At 54.6% G+C, this 21,165-nt stretch carries 19 protein-coding genes; 15 read left to right on the forward strand and 4 right to left on the reverse strand.

Going from position 1 to position 21,165, the window contains the following annotated elements:
* Positions 1-15: 15 nt before the first annotated feature.
* Complete coding sequence (locus H7F31_RS18375; protein ID WP_087567759.1) at positions 16-396, forward strand: Asp23/Gls24 family envelope stress response protein; 381 nt, start codon at positions 16-18, stop codon at positions 394-396.
* 76 nt (positions 397-472) lie between these two features.
* Here the strand turns inward: H7F31_RS18375 and ftsW are convergent, their stop codons facing one another.
* Together ftsW and H7F31_RS18385 are read right to left on the reverse strand one after the other, a co-directional pair.
* On the reverse strand, positions 473-1,660 hold the full coding sequence (ftsW, locus tag H7F31_RS18380; RefSeq protein ID WP_087567760.1) for a putative lipid II flippase FtsW: 1,188 nt from the start codon (positions 1,658-1,660) through the stop codon (positions 473-475).
* 11 nt (positions 1,661-1,671) lie between these two features.
* The gene (locus H7F31_RS18385; protein WP_187099963.1) at positions 1,672-2,016 is read right to left on the reverse strand and encodes a YugN family protein; all 345 of its coding nucleotides are present in this window, start codon (positions 2,014-2,016) and stop codon (positions 1,672-1,674) included.
* A 254-nt stretch (positions 2,017-2,270) separates the two neighbouring features.
* Between H7F31_RS18385 and H7F31_RS18390 the strand changes: the two genes are divergently transcribed.
* Complete coding sequence (locus H7F31_RS18390; RefSeq protein WP_187099965.1) at positions 2,271-3,461, forward strand: amidohydrolase; 1,191 nt, start codon at positions 2,271-2,273, stop codon at positions 3,459-3,461.
* Positions 3,462-3,488: 27 nt separating this feature from the next.
* On the opposite strand, the gene H7F31_RS18395 is transcribed toward H7F31_RS18390, so the two are convergent.
* Positions 3,489-4,340, reverse strand: a complete 852-nt coding sequence (locus H7F31_RS18395; RefSeq protein ID WP_187099967.1) for a thermonuclease family protein — start codon at positions 4,338-4,340, stop codon at positions 3,489-3,491.
* A gap of 166 nt (positions 4,341-4,506) precedes the next feature.
* On the opposite strand from H7F31_RS18395, the gene H7F31_RS18400 reads away from it, so the two are divergent.
* From H7F31_RS18400 to H7F31_RS18430, 7 genes are all read left to right on the forward strand, one after another.
* The gene (locus H7F31_RS18400) at positions 4,507-6,228 is read left to right on the forward strand and encodes a DNA repair helicase XPB (RefSeq protein ID WP_187099969.1); all 1,722 of its coding nucleotides are present in this window, start codon (positions 4,507-4,509) and stop codon (positions 6,226-6,228) included.
* Positions 6,222-8,282 (forward strand): helicase-associated domain-containing protein, encoded by a 2,061-nt coding sequence (locus tag H7F31_RS18405; protein WP_187099971.1) that lies wholly within the window; start codon positions 6,222-6,224, stop codon positions 8,280-8,282. Before H7F31_RS18400 ends, H7F31_RS18405 begins: the two co-directional genes overlap by 7 nt.
* Before the next feature lie 254 nt (positions 8,283-8,536).
* A complete protein-coding gene (locus H7F31_RS18410) occupies positions 8,537-9,031 on the forward strand; it encodes a YlbF/YmcA family competence regulator (RefSeq protein ID WP_261800041.1) in 495 nt (164 codons plus the stop codon).
* A 44-nt stretch (positions 9,032-9,075) separates the two neighbouring features.
* Positions 9,076-9,339, forward strand: coding sequence for a YlbG family protein (locus H7F31_RS18415; RefSeq protein WP_087567766.1), 264 nt, complete (start codon positions 9,076-9,078; stop codon positions 9,337-9,339).
* Positions 9,340-9,523: 184 nt separating this feature from the next.
* Positions 9,524-9,961, forward strand: a complete 438-nt coding sequence (locus H7F31_RS18420) for a hypothetical protein (protein ID WP_087567767.1) — start codon at positions 9,524-9,526, stop codon at positions 9,959-9,961.
* Between the two features lie 126 nt (positions 9,962-10,087).
* The gene (locus H7F31_RS18425; protein ID WP_187099973.1) at positions 10,088-10,999 is read left to right on the forward strand and encodes a selenium metabolism-associated LysR family transcriptional regulator; all 912 of its coding nucleotides are present in this window, start codon (positions 10,088-10,090) and stop codon (positions 10,997-10,999) included.
* Entirely contained in the window at positions 10,990-11,898 is a 909-nt protein-coding gene (locus H7F31_RS18430) for a PHP domain-containing protein (protein WP_187099975.1), read from the forward strand. Before H7F31_RS18425 ends, H7F31_RS18430 begins: the two co-directional genes overlap by 10 nt.
* 65 nt (positions 11,899-11,963) lie before the next feature.
* Here the strand turns inward: H7F31_RS18430 and H7F31_RS18435 are convergent, their stop codons facing one another.
* A complete protein-coding gene (locus H7F31_RS18435) occupies positions 11,964-13,712 on the reverse strand; it encodes an Rqc2 family fibronectin-binding protein (protein ID WP_187099976.1) in 1,749 nt (582 codons plus the stop codon).
* A gap of 239 nt (positions 13,713-13,951) precedes the next feature.
* On the opposite strand from H7F31_RS18435, the gene H7F31_RS18440 reads away from it, so the two are divergent.
* The 6 genes from H7F31_RS18440 to rpoZ all read left to right on the forward strand — a co-directional run bounded on the left by H7F31_RS18440 (position 13,952) and on the right by rpoZ (position 20,917).
* Complete coding sequence (locus H7F31_RS18440) at positions 13,952-16,738, forward strand: calcium-translocating P-type ATPase, SERCA-type (protein ID WP_187099978.1); 2,787 nt, start codon at positions 13,952-13,954, stop codon at positions 16,736-16,738.
* Between the two features lie 134 nt (positions 16,739-16,872).
* On the forward strand, positions 16,873-17,715 hold the full coding sequence (dapF, locus tag H7F31_RS18445; RefSeq protein ID WP_187099980.1) for a diaminopimelate epimerase: 843 nt from the start codon (positions 16,873-16,875) through the stop codon (positions 17,713-17,715).
* The gene (locus H7F31_RS18450; RefSeq protein ID WP_187099982.1) at positions 17,712-19,592 is read left to right on the forward strand and encodes a bifunctional homocysteine S-methyltransferase/methylenetetrahydrofolate reductase; all 1,881 of its coding nucleotides are present in this window, start codon (positions 17,712-17,714) and stop codon (positions 19,590-19,592) included. Before dapF ends, H7F31_RS18450 begins: the two co-directional genes overlap by 4 nt.
* 205 nt (positions 19,593-19,797) lie before the next feature.
* Positions 19,798-20,058, forward strand: coding sequence for an extracellular matrix/biofilm regulator RemA (remA, locus tag H7F31_RS18455; protein WP_005548256.1), 261 nt, complete (start codon positions 19,798-19,800; stop codon positions 20,056-20,058).
* A gap of 21 nt (positions 20,059-20,079) precedes the next feature.
* Positions 20,080-20,691 carry a guanylate kinase gene (gmk, locus tag H7F31_RS18460; protein ID WP_187099984.1) on the forward strand — a complete coding sequence of 204 codons (612 nt, stop codon included), beginning with the start codon at positions 20,080-20,082 and terminating at the stop codon, positions 20,689-20,691.
* Between the two features lie 16 nt (positions 20,692-20,707).
* On the forward strand, positions 20,708-20,917 hold the full coding sequence (gene rpoZ / locus H7F31_RS18465) for a DNA-directed RNA polymerase subunit omega (protein WP_087567776.1): 210 nt from the start codon (positions 20,708-20,710) through the stop codon (positions 20,915-20,917).
* Positions 20,918-21,165: the final 248 nt, after the last annotated feature.

Below are 21,165 nucleotides of genomic sequence, written 5' to 3' on the forward strand. Positions count from 1 at the left end.
TGAGGAGTGATAGACATGACCGAGGATCTTCAAACAGGCATTATCCGAATTTCTGACGACGTTGTAGCGACTATAGCAGGACTTGCAGCTCTTGAAACTCCAGGCATTGCCGCCATGTCGGGCGGGATCTCCGAAGGGCTGGCAAAGCGTCTCAGCGGCAAGAATGCGCAGAGAGGCGTATCGGTCGAGGTTGGGCAGCTCGAAGCGGCCATCGACTTGCGAATTATCGTTCATTATGGCATTCCGATTCAGGAAGTGTGCCGTCAGCTTCAATTAAACGTGCGAGAATCCGTCGAAAATATGACCGGCTTGCAAGTGGTAGAGGTAAATGTGAAGGTGGAGGGCGTTGCCTTCAAGGAAGAAGAACCGGAAGAGATTCAGCAACGGTTGAAATAAGCGATTTTTATATACATGAAGAAGGCACTTTCCCTGTTATCCGGGCAAGTGCCTTTTTGATTGTGCGCGCAGCGCCTCAGTGCGGCCTTATTAACCTCGTCGATTGTTTCTCTGTCTTCTCCGGCAAACGATTGGACTCGCGGGAGATGCTGAGCAGAACGCCCATGCTCATGAGACTGACGAGGAGCGAAGATCCGCCGGAGCTTATAAAGGGCAGCGTGACGCCGGTTATCGGAATGGTTCCGGTTACGCCGCCGATATTGATAAATGCCTGGATCGCGAAGAGGCCGACGATGCCCGCGCCTACGACAGTGCCGTACAAATCCGGGCAACGAAGCGCGACGAGCAGTCCCCTCCACAAAAACACCAGGAAAAACAATAAAAACAATGCACTGCCGATAAATCCGAATTCTTCGGCAATAACGGCAAAAATAAAATCGTTATAAGCGTAATCCAAATAGTGCAGCTTCTGCACGCTTCCCCCGAATCCGGCGCCCGTCAGACCGCCATGTCCAAGCGCTTGCAAAGCGGAGATCAATTGGAACGCGCCATCCTGCGCGTTGCCCATGGGATCCATAAATGCCGTGAAACGGTTTACCCGATATTGCCATGGCGCGGGATTGATCGCCATCGACACGCTTACCATCAACGTGATGGCGACAGCGGCGACCGAGCCGGCAAGCAGCACTTGTTTGAGATTGGCGCCGCCTGTCAGTATCATAATCGTTGCGCACGCGGCCAGTACCATACTGGAGCCTAAATCCGGCTGGAGCATAATAAGACCGCAGAAGAAGCAAATGATGAGAATGACAGGCAATAAGCCCCGTTTGAATTCCCGAAACTTCTCTTCCTTCTTCGTGATCAGAGATCCGAGATAAAGGATAAGCGTCAGCTTGGCAAATTCCGTCGGCTGCAGCCCGATCGGGCCAATGTGAAACCAACTGCGGGCACCATTCACTTCCTCGCTGACGAACGGTACGAGCAGCAGCATCAGCAGGACCGGGATCAGAAGCAAAACGAACCCGCGTTTAAAAAACTGATAACGCAGGTTCATAATGAAAAACATCATAAATATGCCAAATATGGCGAAGACAAGCTGCCGCTTGGTGAAGTATAGGGCATCATTGTCGAATTTCGGCGATAATACCGCGATTCCGGAGCTGGCGCTGAACACCATCACAAGTCCAAAGCCTACGAGCATCAGTGTCATGATGAGCAGCAGAAAGTCCGGTCTGCCTCTGCTACCGTTCCCTGTCGCCTTCATGCCGACACCTCTTACAGAAGTTGTTTCTTCAGTTGGTCTAGACGCTGCGCAGCCGTATCCATGATATGCTTCGGAACCGGGGACTCGTATTCCATGCCGTGCGGGAATGTAGAGCGTCCGATATAGACCGCTTCGATATTGAGAACGGCATGCGGGTTCTCCAGCTTGCCCTCGATCGCGCGCGTGTTGATGCGCAGGAAGTAGTCGGAGCCGCTGGCCCGATCCGTTAATTTCAAATCATATGTAGCGCGATAATATTCCCATTGCCAACGAACGAAACCGACCTTTTCGGCCGCATCGTCCAGATGGTGCAGCTCGCTCTGAACGCCGTTTAATCCGGAGTTTTCAATAATCATTTCTGTTCCTCCCAAATTCACAAGACATAGTTGTACATTCTTTACTCATGATAGTATGTTTCCCCAGTCAGCGCAAGCCTTACTCCAGCAGCTTGGGACTAATGTTCGTGACATTTTTGAGAATTATGGTCGGCTGTCTAATTGCCGGGCAAGCACTTCCTTATTGGCGGCGATCTTGCTAAACTAGAAAATAGAGGTCAATTATGGCGAAAACCTATGCTTTCCGATATTCGTACAAAGGGAGGGGTTCGAAAATGACCATACAACAACAGTATACAGAGAGCGCGCTACAGCATCAATTCTCGAAGATGGTGGCCTGGCGCAGGCATATGCATCAGTATCCCGAGCTTTCATTCCGAGAGCGGGAAACTTCGTCGTGGATAGCTGGAAGGCTGAAGGAGCTAGGATGCGAGGCAAAGACCGGCGAGTACGGAAACGGTATTGTGGTGTCGATCGCCGGGGAGCAAGAGGGTCCGTGCATCGCGCTGCGCGCCGATATGGACGGGCTGCCCATTCAGGACGAAAAAAACTGCGACTACAGCTCGAAGGTGCCGGGCGTCATGCATGCTTGCGGACATGACGGGCATACGTCGACGTTGCTTGCGATTGCCGACTATTACAATAGCAACAGGGACAAGTTCCGCGGCGAGCGGAGATTATTATTCCAGCATGCGGAGGAGGTAACGCCGGGCGGCGCGATCGAGATGGTCAAGGCCGGCGTACTAAACGGTGTTGATGCGGTATATGGCGTGCATTTGTGGACGCCTCTCCCATACGGGACAGTGGCCTCCAGGCCCGGACCGTTCATGAGCGCCGCGGACGAGTTCGTCATCGACATCGAGGGTAAGGGCGGACACGGCGGAATGCCGCACGCCACCGTCGACACGATCGTCATCGGCTCCGCAATGGTACAGGCGATTCAGTCGATCGTCAGCCGCAATGTCAATCCGATACATCCGGCGGTCGTGACGATCGGTTCTTTCCAGGCGGGCACCACGAATAATGTGATCGCGGAGAAATGCAGGCTGAAGGGGACCGTCCGCTCCTTTGACGAAGACACCAGGAGGCAGATACACGAGCGGCTGGCGGCGATTGTCCAACAGACCTGCGAGATGTACGGAGCGGCTTGTCAGTACGAAATGCGCATCGGTTATCCGCCGGTCGTAAACGACGGGCAGGAGGCTGAGCGGTTTTTCCGGGTAGGGAGCGAGCTGTTCGGAGAGGAGTTCGTCATTAACGCGGACCCCATCACCATCGCCGAAGACTTTTCCTATTACCTGGAGCGTGTTCCGGGCTGCTTCATGTTCGTGGGAGCGGGCAATCCGGAGACGGGAGCGAGCTTTGCCCATCATCACCCTCGTTTCGATATCGATGAAAGAGCAATGCTCGATGCCGCGAGACTGTTGATCGGCATGGCGGAGCATCGAGCGAATACGCCAGCATAAAAATGAGCTTGCCGCGGGCAAGGGAGATTATTGATCCTCCCATACCGCGACAAGCTCATTGTTTTCGTTATACAGTTCGCCGGGATCCGGCTCGTTATTGTTCCAAACGTTGTCGACTTCCCAAATCAGCATGTTTTTTGAATCGGGAGCGGCGTTCTTTTCGCTGGAGGAAATCTGCAGCGTGCCTTGCGAAGGCAACTGGACGGAGTCGAAGGTATAGGTCTGATTGCCCCGAACGCTGATCAGCTTCCAGCCTTCCAAGTTGATGCTGTCGTATGTCGTATTTTTGATCGTGACCAGCTCGGCGCGTTTGTCCACCTTCAACTCAATGCCGATCTGGGCAGCTTTCTTAACGGGAATGTCGGTCTGGCTTTTTTCATGCCCGGAACTCCAAATTCCGATCATATCGTGTTTCGCTTGCTGCTCCAATCCCTTATAGACGTTTTCCATCTTTACGTTGGGCTCTACGATCATGACTTTAGCCAAGCCCTCTTGCAGCAGAAGCTCGTTCAGGATGCGTCCGTCTTTAAGCTCGACTATGGCCAGCGTCCTGCCGTAATGATCCTTGCTCTCCTTGTCGAAGGTCAGACGAACCTCTCCCGACTGCTCCAACAGCTCCTTCGTATAAGAGGACGCTTCGTCGCCGTAAGGATCGGAGCCTTCATCTTCATTATGGATCTCAGGCGTGTCCACATATAGCAAGCGTACCGTCACCGAATCTTTTCCGCTCTTGACGCGGAACGTATCGCCGTCGATGTAATCAGTTACCTCCAGCCATTCGCCCGCCTTGGCCGTGCGATCGATTGCGGCAGGAGATGAGGCGCAGCCAGCCAGCAACATGGAGAGCATGATGAGCAGGAATAAATAAATACGATTCAAACATGTAGCCTCCCACGTACAGATTGTCAGGCTTTAACCGAGATTACGTCTCATTATTATAACATATATTGTGCCTATAATCGAAGTAAAGTAGAGCATTACGGATAAAATGCCCCCGTTCCATTCATACTGATGACATGAGACTGGATGGGGAGGTAAATGCTGGATGGTTGAAGCCAAAGATCGGGCATTGATCGTGCAATCCGACCTGACTGTGCTATTGGATGAAAGAGCGGCTGATGGCCAAGCTGCCAGAGAGCTGCTGCAGAGAGTCGCGGAGATGACGAAACGGACGGGGGACGTGCATACGTACCGGATTACGCCTGTAACGCTTTGGAATGCGTTAAGCGCCGGCGCAGATGCAGCCTCCGTCTTGGAAGGACTTAAACGCCATTCGCGCTACGATCTCCCGCTCCAGGCGTCGGCCAGCATCAGATTGTGGGCTGGAAGGTATGGCAAGCTTCAATTGTCCGAGGATGCCGGAAGGCTGCTCGTCACGGGAGACGAGGCTGTCATGGAGCAACTTGCGCTGTACTCGTCCTTGTCCGCGTGCAGGAAAGAAAAGCTGCATAGCGCTATATGGGAGCTGTATCCCGAAAACCGCGGCGAATTCAAGCAGGAATTGGCACGATTGGGTTACCCTGTGCTGGACCATGCCGGATATCGAAGCGGAGAGTCGCTGCCTGTCCGGCTTCTGACGGATCGTGGCAACGGCACGGGCTTTGCGCTAAGAGATTACCAGCAAGAAGCGGTGGATCGGTTCCTGCTAAACGGCAGCGTGCAGGGAGGCAGCGGAGTTGTCGTGCTGCCCTGCGGTACAGGCAAGACCGTGGTAGGAATCGCCTCGCTAACTCAGCTTGGCACCGAGACGCTCGTGCTTACTTCCAGCGTCACCTCGGCACAGCAATGGAAAAATGAGCTTCTGGACAAAACGACGCTGACCGAGGAGCAAATCGGTCTTTATTGCGGCGCTTATAAACAGGTGCGCCCGGTAACGATCAGCACCTATACCCTGCTCACGCACCGCAGCTCGAACAGCGGCGATTTCGCGCATATGAAGCTGTTCTCCGAACGGGATTGGGGGCTAATCATCTACGATGAGGTGCATCTGCTTCCCGCGCCGGTGTTCCGAATGACGGCGAAGCTGCAAGCAACAAGAAGATTGGGACTCACAGCGACTCTTGTACGGGAGGATGGCTGCGCCGAAGACGTTTATTCGCTAATCGGGCCCAAGCTGTACGACATGGAGTGGAAGAAGGCTGAAGCAGGGGCTTATATATCGATAGTCAATTGTACGGAAATTCGTGTCGGACTTCATGATTCTCATAGGTCCGAATATGCGAATTCCGGGGCAAGGGGCAAGCTCAGAATAGCGGCGGAGAATAAGAACAAGCTTACTGTCGTTCGCAAGCTGTTAGGTCGCCACGACGGGAAACCCACGCTTATTATAGGACAATATTTGGAGCAGCTTTATGCCATCGCAAAAGAATTGGATGCCCCTTTGTTGACAGGAGAGGTTCCGCAGGAGGAACGCGCCATCCTGTATGACAGCTTTCGAAATGGCGAAATCGGGGTGCTCGTCGTCTCGAAGGTCGCTAATCTGGCCGTGGATCTGCCCGACGCTGCCGTAGCGATCCAGGTATCAGGCAGCTTTGGCTCCAGACAAGAGGAGGCGCAAAGGATCGGCAGGTTGCTGAGACCGAAGCGCGGAGGAAACGAAGCCTGGTTTTATACCGTCGTGACCGAAGGGACCAAGGAAACGGAATTTGCCTGGAAGCGGCAGTTGTTCATGATGGAGCAAGGCTATATATACGAGCAGGACACGATGAAGGCACTGCCGGATGAGTCGGAGAATATACGGCGCGAAAGGGGAGAGTGCACTTGCTGATTCAACAAATGATGGTCAGGCTGCCCTCCGAATGGCACCGTAAAGTGATTGGAACGCCAATCGGCGAGCTGGCCTCAAACTTGTCGGATGGGCAGTCCGCTGCTGCAATTGCAGCAGCGGTCGCTAAAACCTGCGAAGGGTTGCCTCCATATGCGATGAAGGTGTTAGGCGCCATGCTGCTTATATGCGGACCATCGCCGATGGAAGAGGAGAAACTGACGGCTATGCTCCGTCAACATACTGCGCGGCCAGGAGCGGAGATCAGAAGCGGACTTGCCCGTCTAGGCGAGGCGGGGATCGCATTTGCGATTCGTAAAGGATGGGGAGAGCGATGGTGGGTGATGCCATCCGATGCGTATGTTCCCCTCATGAACCGTATCTACGAATGTCTGCCGCTATCCGAGGCTGTGCCGGCAGACGCCGAGGTACTGCCGCCTATGGACAAGAACGGCGTTTTTCAGTCCTTGCCTGTACCTTACGAACGCATTTTCTTATATGGTCTTGCTTTGCTTGACAAGCTGGATACTGGAGTGACGGCAAAAGGACTGTTGGCCAAAAAAACGATTGACCGTCTGGCGGCCCTATTCCGTCCCATCGAAGTGGCTCTGGAGCCGTTCGGTCTGCAAAGGACGCACGATATCCATTATCCCATGGGAGCAGCCCTGTTTCTGGAGGGCGTTCACGCGCTCGATCTTGTAGAGCTCCGCAACGGAGAAGAACTGCGTCTTCGCAAGAAGCAGTTGCATAAGTGGCTGCAGCTTCATTCTACAACTAGAGCCAGACAACTGCAGGATTGGCTGATCAGCAGGCTTACGGAAGCCGCTGGATCCGATTCGGCCATCTGCGCCGCTATTGTGGGTCAGCGGACTCGAGGAGGCGGGGATTGGGGAAGGGAGGGCTTGCTGCGCCAATGGGAGGCGCGTCGCAACGGTGTCCTTCAGAGGGACTTCGGACACGGGAGCGCGGATTTGACGCTGGAAAGCCGATGGCCGGATATTTGGCTGCAGCTCTTTTACGACTTCGGCTGGCTGGAGCTCGGACGGCTAATGATCGACGGCGACACCGGCGAGGATTTGTTCCGCTGGCGATCGGAGCCTGCTCCGCTTGAAGGAGAGTTAATCGTGCAGCCGAGCGGGGAGCTGATTGCGGGACCAGGCTGCCCTTATGCCTGTCGGTGGGAGTTGGAAGCTATTGCCGAGCGCAGGGGAGACGGCGAGCTGACGGAGTATGTTCTTACGGCAGCCTCCATCGCCGCGGCATTGGAGCATGGCTGGACACGCGATGCGATAAGCCGCTTCCTGCAGGAAGCGGCCGTAATGCCAAGCTTGCCTGCTGCGCTGGAATCGATGTTGGAGCAATGGGCAAGCCGCGCCTGCCAATTCGAATTCACGCAGGCTACCCTCCTTCGGTGCGGCTCGGAGGACCGCGCCGACTGGCTTGCCGCACAGGTGCAATCTCAGCCCTTCGAGCTGCAACGAATAGGTCCTGCAGTCTTCGTTGTGGATGCGGCGCATGTCAGCCCTTTGCGCAAGCTGCTGCAGCAAGCCGGATTCCCTCCTCGCAAAGGCGTGTCGCCAAAATGGCGGGCTCCGGAAGAGGAGTCTTTTGCGTCAATTATCAATGCAGAGGATGCAGAGGACGCAGAGGATGCGGAATGGCAGCCCGTTATTCCGGTTCCTGGCGTTGAAGGTTTGTATGTTGCCGATCACGCGTCCATTCGCCGATGCGAGCTGGCGAGCGATCCCGTTCCGGAAAGGCTTCTCGCAGCGGACTGGTCTTCGGTCCCGCAGATGTGGTCCAGGCAGCTGCGCGATTATCATCTGTCCACGCGTAAGGAATTGCTGCAGAAAGCGATCACGCTAGAAACATCTGTCCGTATAATGACGAACCAAGGTATGCGGACATTTGTTCCTGAACGTCTTGAAGGACGAGGCGGCATGGAGTGGTCGGTAGCCGGTTCTTGGGGCGATAACGTATCCGATCAGCTTGTCAGACTTACTCCCGACATGTGGGGCGAAATGGGAATTGACTTGCCTGACGGGATTACGACCTGACAACACATCAAGTACGTGTTCAAAAAGTCCGGTTTTCAGCACCGAGAAGATTGGATGAAGGTAGAAACTGAGGAGCGGAGCGTAGTGGAAGCTACGTGAGCACCGGAAGATTCGCCTGAATTCAATATTTGACGCCGAGTAGGCTCCAAGGCATACTTCGTGATCAAAAGCGGACTTTTTGAACAACCTCATCTATTGGCTAAAACCCTGTAATATGATAATGTAATAGCAAGCACGAGGAAAGAGGTGTATTCATGCCAATTGCCGAACCTTATTTGATGTCGATGGCAGATGGGCAGGGGGACGCCGCCGAAGCAACGCTTGACATGGCGTCTTTGCTGCTCAGCGCTTACGAATTGGGAGACTGGATTAATCAATCGGCAGAAGTTGCCGAGTACACATACTGGAAGACGGCAGTAAGTCAGAATGAAGAAGCGGCGCTTCGGCAGCGGGAATTCGGGAAGGCGAAGGAGCTGTTCGCCGAATGCCAGCGCTTTGGCAGATTCCATCCCGACTATCATGAGGCCAAGGACAAGATGAAGGCAGCCGAGAAGCGGCTGGATGAGGTGGAATGCGTCAAGCGTTTCAAGCTGGCTGAGCAAGCGGTTGACGAAATGCTGCACGAGGTTGCGGTTATTATCGCCGAATCGGTATCGGATACGATTAAGGTGCCGAGCAATGAAAAGGGATCGGGGAGCGGCTGCGGTGGCGGCGGATCTTGCAGCTGTGGCAGCGGAGGCTGCGGATAGCGAGCAAGGCGGCTTGGCGCGATTGTTAAGGGGGCGTATAGAGGATGTTGCCGGAACGAACGGGTTTTATTATATGGGTCAGCGACTTAAAAGCGGCAAGGGCATTGGAGCGCTTCGGCAGTGTCCACTACATGTCCAGAAAGCTGCATTATGTCGTACTGTACATGAATGCGGACAGGGCGGAGGAAGCCGTGCGGCAGATGACTCGCCTGCCCTACGTGCGCAAGGTAGAGCGCTCCTATCGCAATGAGATCAAGACGGAATATAGCAAGGACAGCGAGGACAAAACAAGGTTTTACAGCTTGTAGCCAGTCATGGGAAACGCTTGAGCCCTTCGGTATGGGCTTGGGCGTTTTTTTTTGACCAGTTATACATATTTTGCTATATTTGGCCTGACTTTATTTTATTGTTGAAATCTTGGACAGCCGTGATAGAATGATAGTATATACATAGGTTAAAAGCCCTGGTTCCTTGGGAGGAGTAGGTTGCGAGATGAAGGATAAAATGACGAGAAGATGGAGTACTTATGAGTCGTTTTATGTTGAGCTCGGCGACAAGAAGGTGGTTGACATCATCATTACCAACCACGCGAAGAGCCGGTGGCTTGACCGTATCGAGACGGAGAAGACCGGATACGACGATATTGCCGAATTTTTATGGGAATGTTTAAAAAAGGACCGAATTGAACCATACTATCGCAATGAGCAAGATGTATATTTGATCGACGACGATCTGGTGTTTGTCGCGGAATTTTCGGATTCGCTTACCGAACGGGATTTGCTGGGCAACCCGCTCCATAAGATGATCGTAGTGACGTTTCTGGGACGAATGTCGGAGACGATCGAGCTCCGCGATCTGAAGTCGTATTACTCCTGGTTAAGACATTCCAGACGAATGACGCTAATCAAAAATAGCCGCAAACGCAAATAATACAATTCATACCAAACTTAAATATTATTAATTGGATCGGAGCGCACAGTCGACAAGACATGCGCTTTTTTGTCGTATCCCGATCAATCCTATTGTATAATAAGGGCAAAGAAAGGACGGGTTATTATGGCGCTTAATTTCCATCAGTTGCATATATTCCATACGGTTGCGGAACGGGGGAGCTTCTCGGCCGCCGCGCAATCTCTTCATATGACGCAGCCCGCGGTAACGATGCAGGTGCAGTCGCTCGAGGAATATTTCGGCACGAAGCTGCTGCAGCGTTCAACCAAGCGGATCGAGCTCACCGAGGCTGGCAGGGCGCTCATGCCTTTTGCCAAGAGCAGCATCGAGCTTATCCGGGATACCGATCAGGCAATGTCGACATTTACGAAGCAGCTCAAAGGCAAGCTGCAGCTTGGCTCCAGCTTAACGATCGGCGAATACATTTTGCCCCGGCTGCTGGGACCGTTCGGACAGGAGTACCCTCATATCTCCATCAGCATGAAGGTTATGAACACCGCTCAAATAATGGAAGATATTCTCAATCATCAATTGAATTTCGGATTAATCGAGGCGCCTGTTAATCATCCCGACATGTATATGGAAGCGGTGATGAACGACGAGCTCGTATTAGTGGTCCATAAGGACCATCCTTTGGCGGAAGTCTCGGAAACCACTCTTGCGGATGCGCTGCAGTATACGTTCGTGCTGAGGGAGCAAGGCTCGGGGACAAGACTTGTCATGGAGGATGAGCTGCGGAACAAAGGATTCGATCCTTCCGCCATGAAAATCGTGATGGAGCTCGGAAGCACCGGCGCAGTCAAATCGGCTGTAGAGGCGGGGCTCGGCATCTCGATCTTGTCGACCTCTTCGGTCAAACATGAGATGGCCCTCGGATTGATCAAGACGGTCAAGCTGACGGATGCCCGGTTTCACCGGCAGTTCTATTCGATCTACCTCAAGTCCGCGCTGCTGCCGATATCTGCGGTGACGTTCCTGACGTTTCTGAGAGAGAGGGATTTGAAGCAATGGCTGTAACGAATAAATGGGCAAAGAAAACCGCCGACAACGGCCGAGTCGATCTTCATTGCCATACGACGGCTTCGGACGGCATGTTCGCTCCCGCTGAGATAGTCCGCAAGGGCCAAGCGGCGGGATTGTCCGCCATCGCCATTACGGACCATGATACGGTAGCGGGTGTCGCCGAAGCGGCGGAGGAAGGCGAACGTCTAGGCATAACGGTTGTGCCTGGCATAGAGATCAGCACATATGCGGAAGGCGCGGACATTCATGTACTGGGCTATTTTACAGCCAATGACAATGAGTTGTGGCAGGAGCGTCTGTCCAGCCTCAGAGGCGTAAGAGGGAACCGAAACGTTCTCATCGTGGAGAAGCTCCGGTCGCTCGGAATTGCGATCGCCTGGTCGGATGTAGAAGGGATAGCCAATGAAAGAAGGCCGGCCGACGGGACGAAAGGAAAAAGCATCGGGCGTCCCCATATTGCCGAAGCGTTAATTCGCAAGGGCGTCGTTGCTACCATGGGCGAAGCGTTTGATCGGTATCTGGCGCCGGGGGCGGCCGCATATGTGGAGATGCCCAAGGTCCACCCCGTAGAAGCGCTGCGCTGGATCAAAGAGGCGGGCGGCGCCGGCGTCATTGCGCATCCCGGCTTATACGGGCGGGACGCCTTGGTAAAAGAGCTGATTGCAGCTGGAGCGGATGGGATCGAGGTCTACCATCCCGATCATGACGCGGAGAGCGAGCAACGTTATTTGGAGCTCGCCCATCTTCATGGCATTTTATCGACCGGGGGTTCGGATTATCATGGAGAGCGGAACGGCGAAAGCTATCATGGCGCCATTGGCAGCAGGTACGCACCTCGCGATACGATTCGTGCCTTGCTGGACAAGATATTGCAGAGAAATGGGACATTGTAACGTTAACCGAAAAAACGGCGGAGCGCGTTTGCTCCGCCGTTTGGCGTTCAGAACATCTGTCTAGCTTAAGATTTGATTTCGAAGGCCAGCGATTTCAGCCGCGCCGTGTCCGGCGTAATAAACAGCGTCTTTTGATTGTCGTAGATGACGAAGCCCGGCTTTGCGCCGTTCGGCTTTCGCACATGCCGGATTAGCGTATAGTCGACGGGCACCATGCTGGATTCCTTTGCTTGGCTGTAGAAGGCGGACAGCATCGCGGCTTCCTCCAGCGTGGCGTCGCCGAAGTCGCCGCCCCGAATGACGACGTGAGAACCCGGAATGTCTTTCGTGTGAAGCCAGGTATCCGACGGAGCAGCCAAGCGATTGGTCAAATATTCGTTTTGCGTATTATTTTTGCCGACATAGACGGGAATGCCTTCTGAAGATGTATAACAGAGAAGGGCCGGGCGTGTCGGCTTTTTGCGTTTAGGCCCTCTGCGATTCCGTTCCCTCATATAACCTTGCTGGACCAGCTCGTCCCGAATTTCCTCGATATCCGCAAGCGAAGCGTTGTCCAGCTGTTGCAGCAAAGCTTCGAAATAACGGATTTCTTCCTCCGTCAGACTCATCTGCTCTCCTACAATCGATAAACTGTTGCGATGTTTCGTATATCTGCGGAAGTAACGTTGAGCGTTCTCTGATGGATTGAGCTGCGGGTCCAGCTCAATCGTCACTTCCGCCGCGTTCTCGTCGTAGAAGTTGACAAGCGTAATAGAGCTGTCGCCCCGATTGATCTGATGCATGTAAGCCGTCAACAGCTCGCCCAGCACTCTGTATTTCTCCGCGTCCCGAGCCACCTCAAGCGTCTCTTGAAGCTTTTTGATCTTCGCAACGTTTTTGGCTTTTTCGTTTTGCACGAACCGGATCAGATCCGCGGCCCGCTGCTTTACCGTATCGCGTTCCGCTTTATCGCCGTAGAACGACTCCAAGCACTCGCTAACGCTGTCGTAAGGGGACCATTCGCCATGAATATGGGTTAAGCGCGTAATAGAGAAGCTTGACTTGCCCGTTCCGATATCGGTCACGATACCCGGATTATAGCGGTGTCCGCGAACCTGTTCTATCATGTCCCGGAAGCTGTTCCATAATGAACCTTGGCTGCCGTCTTCCTTGGATCGGAACACGATTTCCTTGGCAAGAAGGGGGCTGAGACCGCTAAAAGCGGCAACCAAAGCTTGGGCATCGGTAATGGCAGTCCGATCCTCGCCCGACGCAGCCGCCATTAGCGAGCGGAATTCCGCCTCTTCGGTCACGTCGATAGGGTCTCGTTTGTTCTGATCCGGCGGAGCCGTATAAGCACTGCCAGGCATGACGATCCGGAAAGCGCTGATGGCAGGCGTGACATGGTGAATGCCGTCATGGATAAGACCCGTTCCGGCATCCATCAAAATGATGTTGCTATGGCGGCCCATGATCTCGATAATGATGCGTTTGCTTGACAGGTCGCCAAGCTCGTCGCGATGCCTCACGTCGATATGAATGATCCGTTCATTGCCAACCTGGCTGACTGCTTCGATGACGCCGCTCTCGCAATGCTTTCGAAGCAGCATGCAGAACATGGGAGCCTCCAGCGGGTTGACATACGTCCCCATCGTCCAGTGGACGCGAGGATAAGTGGGATTGGCGGAGAGCAGCAGCTTGCCCTGTGCTCCGCCGCCCCGAATGGACAACACGAGATCGTGCTCCGTCGGTTGATGTATTTTATGAATGCGTGCGCCTACGCAGCGCTGAAGGTCTTGCACGAGTGCGCGTGTTACGATTCCGTCGAGTGCCATTGTCGTTATGTACCTTTCTTTTTGCAGGATGTCTCTATCATGCCATATTCGGGACAAAAAATTAAGTGCGGTGGGATATTTTACGGGCTGTCCGAATACATTTGTCCTAAGCGGTTGTTCACTATAATTCTCGGATGGAAACGCGCTGCGCCGCCAAGGACGGCGACAGCCGTTTCACCTTGGGACATGCTCGGGGCGGCTGACTGCTGGACCGGCAACAAACGGGAGGGAGTCGTGAAATGGAACAGTTGAAATGGCATCAATACGGCGTAAACGATTTGACCGAGCGGCTGGGCAGCTCGCTGCAAGAAGGGCTTAAGCCTTCCGCAGCGGCGGAGCGGCTGGAGGAAAATGGCGCGAACGAGCTGACAGAAGGGAAGCGCGTTCCGCCGATTCTGTTGCTCCTGAATCAATTCAAGGATTTTATGGTGCTGATCCTGATGGGAGCCACGCTGATTTCCGGACTGCTCGGCGAATATCTGGACGCCATTACGATTATTGCTATTATCGTTATTAACGCAGTGCTCGGTTTCGTGCAGGAATTCCGCGCGGAGCGTTCTCTTCGCGCGCTCAAAGAACTGTCGGCTCCCTCGGCCAAGGTGCTGCGCGGAGGCGAGCTGATTACGATAGCGGCACGCGAGCTGGTTGCCGGAGACATTGTTTATCTGGAAAGCGGGGATCGCGTTCCTGCGGATGTGCGCCTGATCGAAACGAACAGCTGTTACGCGGAGGAATCCGCATTAACCGGGGAATCGGTTCCCGTCGGCAAATACGCCGCTCCGATACCCGACGGCGATCTGCCGCTAGGCGATCAACGGAATATCGGCTTTATGGGGACGATGCTTACGCGAGGCACCGCTAAAGGCATCGTCGTACGGACGGGCATGGAGACGGAGATGGGCAAGATCGCGGGTCTCATTCAATCGACGGAATCTATGGAGACTCCGCTGCAGCATCGTTTGGAGCAGCTGGGCAAGCTGCTTATCATGGTCGCGATCGGGCTTACGATCATGGTCGTCGTCGCCGGCATCCTGCACGGGCAACCCGCATACGGCATGTTCCTCGCGGGGGTTAGCCTGGCGGTGGCCGCCATCCCGGAAGGGCTGCCCGCAATCGTCACAATCGCTTTGGCGCTTGGCGTGCAGCGCATGATCAAGCGGAAGGCGATCGTTCGCAAACTGCCTTCCGTGGAGACGCTCGGGTGCGCGTCCGTCATTTGCTCCGACAAAACGGGCACGCTGACGCAGAACAAGATGACCGTTACCAACGTGTGGCTTAGCGACCGCCGTCTGGAAGTGAGCGGAGAAGGATATGACCCCACAGGGGCGATCTACGAGAACGGAAAGGCGATTGATCCGAAACACGATCTTCATCTGAAGCGGCTTCTGCAGGTGGGGGCGCTTTGCAACAACGCGCAGGTCGAACGGGTAGAGGAGCCCTCAGGCAAGCGGCGCAGAGGAGCGGCCGCGGAGCCTGTCTCCGAGTGGCGCCTCAAGGGCGACCCCACGGAAGGGGCTTTGGCGGTGCTCGCCGCCAAGCTGGGATCCTCCGCGAAATCGCTGGAGACGCTTTATCAGCGCGTGAAGGAGTTCCCGTTCGACTCCGAGCGCAAGCGGATGTCCGTCATTGTCTCTCATCAAGGAGGCAGACTCATTTGTACGAAAGGCGCTCCGGACGTGCTGATGGAGCATTGCTCCTACGTGTTGTGGGATGGCAAGGTCGTTCCGTTTACGTCGACGCTCAAGCGCAAGTGCGCCGAAGCGGGCGAAGCCATGGCGGGTTCCGCGCTTCGGGTGCTGGGCCTTGCGTACAAGGATGTCCGTCCGGCAGAAAAGGTCGAGACGGAGGACGACGCGGAGCAAGGTCTTGTCTTTATCGGTCTTGCGGGAATGATCGACCCGCCTCGCCGGGAGGTAAAGGACGCTATCGCGACTTGCCGCAGAGCGGGCATCAAAACCGTCATGATCACCGGCGACCATCAGTTGACGGCGGAGGCGATCGCGGGCCAGCTCGGCATTATGTCTCGCGGCGCCGTATCGGTGACGGGCAAGCAGCTGGAAGAGATGACCGACGAGGAGTTGGAGAAGCGCGCCGATGACATCAGCGTCTATGCCCGCGTATCTCCGGAGCATAAGCTGAGAATCGTGAAGGCGCTGCAGCGAAGGGGACATACGGTAGCCATGACGGGCGACGGCGTTAACGATGCCCCTGCCATCAAGGCAGCCGATATCGGCATCGCGATGGGCATTACGGGAACGGATGTTTCGAAGGAAGCATCGGCGCTCGTGCTCAGCGACGACAACTTCTCGACGATAGTCGCCGCCATAGAGGAAGGCCGAGGGATCTACGAGAATATTCGCAAGTTCATTCGATATCTCCTTGCCTCTAATGTAGGCGAAATCATGGTCATGTTCCTGGCCATGATGGCGGGTCTGCCATTGCCGTTGGTGCCGATCCAGATTTTATGGGTCAACCTCGTCACGGACGGATTGCCCGCGATGGCGCTTGGCGTCGACCAGGCAGAGAAGGATCTCATGCAGCAGAAGCCTCGCCAGGCCAAGGAAAATATTTTCGCCCGGAGGCTGGGATGGAAAATTATCAGCCGGGGCATTTTGATCGGCCTTTGCACGCTCGGCGCGTTCTGGATCACGTTGGTCGCCGAAGGCAACGATCCGCAAGGTTTGATGACGGCTCAGACAGTCGCGTTCGCCACGCTAGTGATGGCGCAGCTCATCCATGTGTTCGACTGCAGAAGCTCAAGGTCCATCTTCCACCGCAATCCGTTTCAGAACAAATACCTGGTGCTCGCGGTTCTGTCGTCTCTGCTGCTTATGGTCGGCGTGCTGTATATCGAAGCGCTGCAGCCCATCTTCAAGACGGTGCCGATCGGCTTCCGCGAATGGTGTCTCGTCTTCGTAGCGGCAGGCATTCCGACGTTCATTATGGGCATCGGCAGCGTGCTTGGCAAGACGAAACGCAAGCCGGCGGGCAAGTGGCCGCTTGGTCCCCAGACGGTATCGCGCTAATCCGCACCGTGGATTTGTGCAAATGTTGATGTAAAAAGTGAATAGCCTTTCTCCACCTTTTGCGGTATGCTAGTAGGAATGAGTAATAGAGAAATCATCCATACTAGCAGCTGTTGCAAGGGAGAGAACGATAGATGAATTTCACGAAAATGCATGGCTTGGGCAACGACTTTATAATAGTAGACGGCGAGCGTCAGCTGCCGGACAATGCGTCCGAGCTGGCGCTTGACGTCTGCGATCGGTTCTTCGGCATAGGCGCCGACGGTCTTGTCTATATTCTTCCTTCCGAGAAGGCGGACTTCCGCATGCGCATCATCAACTCCGACGGTTCGGAAGCGGAGCAATGCGGCAACGCGATTCGCTGCGTGGCGAAGTACGTCTACGATAACGGATTGACGAACCGCGAAGAAATTACGGTCGAGACGTTGGGCGCCGGCGTGCAGAAGGTTCAGCTAGCAGTAGAGGGCGGCAAAGCGGTAAGCGTGCGCGTCGATATGGGCGAGCCGATTTTGGAAGGGCTTAAAGTGCCGACGACAATCGATGCGGAGCGTGTTATCGAACATCCCATCGAAGTGGACGGCCGGACGTTCTCGTTTACGGCGGTATCTATGGGCAATCCGCATTGCGTTATCTATGTGGACGACGCCGCGAACTTCGACCTGGATACCTGGGGACCGAAGCTGGAAAAACATCCGATGTTCCCCCGCAAGATCAACGTGGAATTCGTAACGGTTAATTCCCGTTCGCAAGCCGACATGCGCGTCTGGGAACGCGGCGCGGGTCCGACGCTTGCTTGCGGCACCGGCGCTTGCGCGACTCTCGTCGCATCCGTGCTCACGGACGCGACAGACCGTACCGCTACGATATCTCTCAAAGGCGGCGATTTGTTTATCGAGTGGAACGAAGCCGACAATCACGTTTATATGACCGGACCTGCCGCGGAAGTATTCCGCGGGTCCTTGGAGGTGTCCCGATGAGCGGCGCGTTGGCAGCAAAACTTAGTCTGAGAGAGGCGCTCGCAGAGCGCATCCTGACCGGGGACGGGGCGATAGGAACCTATCTGTACCAGATGGGGTTTCCGGTTGGCGTTTCCTATGAGGAATTCAACGTATTGAAGCCGGATGTCATTGAGAACGTACACCGCCAGTATTACGAAGCTGGCGCACGCGTTATCGAGACGAACACGTTTTCCGCGAACTCCGTCAAGCTGTCGAAGTACGGATTGGAGAGCGAGATGGAAGCGATCAACCGTGCCGGCGTCCGAATCGCGCGGGCCGCGGTTGGTCCGGATGCCTATGTCGTAGGCGCAGTCGGCTCCATCCGGGACGGCAAGCTAAAGAACTTGCGGACTTCTCTCGTCGCGGATGCCTACGAGCAACAGATGAAGGCGCTGCTCGAAGAGGGAGTCGACGGATTGCTTCTGGAGACCTTCTACGACCTTGCGGAGATGAAGCTAGCCATGTCGATTGCCCGCAAGCTTACCGATGTCGCGGTCATCTGCCAATTCGCGGTCGAGGACGTCGGGCGAACGCTGGATGGCGTCGCGCTGTCCGATGCATTCCGCGAGCTTAAGGAGATGGGAGCCGATGTGATCGGCTTTAACTGCCGCAGCGGCCCGAACGGCATTATGCGCGCCATCGATTCCATCGGCGAGAGACCTGAGAATTTGCCCATGTCGGTCTATCCGAATGCCGGAATACCCGACTACGTCGATGGTAAATATGCGTATTCGGCCGGACCGGAATATTTTGCGGAGAGCGCGAAGCGCTTCGCAGATCGCGGCGCCCGCATTATCGGCGGATGCTGCGGAACAACGCCCGAGCATGTAGCCGCAATGGCCGCGGCTCTTGCCGGATACGTGCCTGCGGCGCCTGGCGCGAATCAGGCAGAGTCAGCGGCAATATCCGTCACGGAAACTCTTGCGGGAGGCACCGGCGAGGGGGATAGGGATGAGACTCCCAACATCGTGGATCTTGTAAAGCAGCGCCACACGGTCATCGTAGAGCTGGACCCGCCTCGCGATCTCGATATCAGCAAGTTTATGACGGGGGCAGCGGCTCTTAAAGAGATTAAAGCGGACGCGATTACGATGGCGGACAACTCGCTCGCCGTTACGCGCATGAGCAATCTGGCGCTGGCCGCTCTGCTCAAGGAACGCGTGGACATTCGCCCGCTCGTTCATATCGCTTGCCGCGATCGCAACCTGATCGGAACGCAGTCCCACATGATGGGTCTGGATGCGCTTGGCATCGACCATGTTCTGGCCGTGACGGGTGATCCGGCGCGATTCGGCGACTTGCCGGATTCCAGCTCCGTGTACGACCTGACTTCGTTCGAGATGATCCGTATGATCAAGCAGTTGAACGACGGCATTGCTTTCTCCGGCAAGCCGCTGAAGCAGCGTGCGAAGTTCGTTGTAGGGGCGGCGTTCAACCCGAACGTCAAACATCTAGACAAGGCTGTGCAGCGCCTGGAACGCAAGATTGCTTCCGGAGCCGATTACATCATGACGCAGCCGGTTTATGATCCCGAACTGATCGCGCGTATCGCTGAATCCACTAAACATCTGGAAGTGCCGGTATTCATCGGCATTATGCCGCTTGCCAACGGAAGAAATGCCGAATATCTTCATAATGAAGTGCCGGGCATTCAGCTGTCCGACGAGGTGCGGAGCCGAATGGCCGGATTGGAAGGCGAGGCAGGCCGCGCGGAAGGCGTTCGGATCGCGAAGGAGCTGCTCGATGCGGTGCTCCCTCACTTTAATGGCATTTATCTCATAACGCCGTTTATGTTCTACGATATGGCCGTGCAATTGACGGAATATGTTTGGCAGAATACGAAGCAACTTAGCTAATCCTCATGTTATTTACGCCGCGCGGCTATTTTCTGCTTGTTCGCGCGGCGAAAATCAATTAAAATAGGGCGTACAGTTGGAACAGCGCAATGGAAACGTATGCTCCATCCTTTTTTTGTCAATAATAAAGCAATGATTCTGTTCATTTTAAGATTGCAGCGCTAAGTGCGCATGGGATGATCGTAAGCGCGGAGGGGGACCTGGCTTGGCTATTAAGCTCATTAATATCGGATTCGGCAACATTGTATCCGCAAATCGCATTATTTCCATTGTTAGTCCGGAGTCGGCGCCGATCAAACGGATCATTCAAGAGGCTCGCGACAGGCATATGTTGATTGACGCCACATACGGTCGTCGGACGCGCGCGGTCATTATTACGGACAGCGATCATGTTATTTTATCAGCGGTTCAGCCGGAAACGGTTGCGCATCGCTTATCCACCAAGGATGACGATAACGACGAATAGTTACGGGGAGCTATGGAACAAATGGGATTGTTAATAGTTTTGTCCGGTCCTGCCGGAGTGGGGAAGGGCACGGTATGTACCGCGCTGCGGAGCAGAATGCCGGAGATCGTGTATTCCGTGTCGGCAACAACGAGGCGGCCCAGACAGGGCGAGGTTGACGGTATCAACTATTTCTTTAAGACGCGAGAGCAGTTCCAGGATATGATTGCGCGCGACGCGCTTTTGGAACATGCGGAATACGTAGGCAATTATTACGGCACGCCGCGCGATTTCGTAGACAAGACGCTTGCCGGCGGCAAGGACGTCATTCTCGAGATCGAGGTTCAGGGCGCGCTGAAAGTGAAAGACAAGTTCCCGGAAGCCATTTTTATTTTTTTGCTGCCTCCATCCTTGGACGAGCTAAAGCAGCGCATTACCGGACGGGGCACGGAAACGCAGGATATCATCAACACGCGGATGAACGTGGCCGTGGAGGAGATGAGTTTGCTGCAGCATTATGATTATGCCGTCATTAACGACGAGATTGACGCCGCCTGCGACCGTATTCGTAGCATTATCATTGCGGAGCATTGCCGCAGAGATCGATTTTTACCATATGTGTCGGGTATGAAAACTGCAATCGAGAAAGCTTGAGTGAGGAGAATCAGCCATGTTATATCCATCCATTGACGAAATGGTCAAAAAGGTCGACAGCAAATATACGCTGGTCGTAGCCGCTTCCAGAAGAGCACGCATGCTGCGCAACGGCGAGAAGTCGGAATTGTTGAGTCCGCGTTCCCACAAATTCGTTGGCGTCGCTCTCGAAGAAATTTACGGAGACATCATTCAAGTGGAGAAAGTCGCGACGAAGGAAGACTAATTAAATACTTTTCAACGGAAGGAGAGACCTCGCGACTGGAGCTCTCCTTTTTTTGTAGCTGGAAGCGGCTGTAATATTATATTTCCATTGAAATACAAGTTCAAAAAGTTCGGTTTTCAGTACCAAGAAGATTGAATGAAGCTAGAAACTGAGTAGCGGAGCGTAGTGGAAGCTACGTGAGCAACGGAAGGTTCGGCTGAATTCAATATTCGACGTCGAGTAAGCTACTAGGATTACTTCGTAATGGG

It is taken from the genome of Paenibacillus sp. PAMC21692 (assembly GCF_014303795.1).
Lineage (GTDB): Bacteria > Bacillota > Bacilli > Paenibacillales > Paenibacillaceae > Pristimantibacillus > Pristimantibacillus agaridevorans.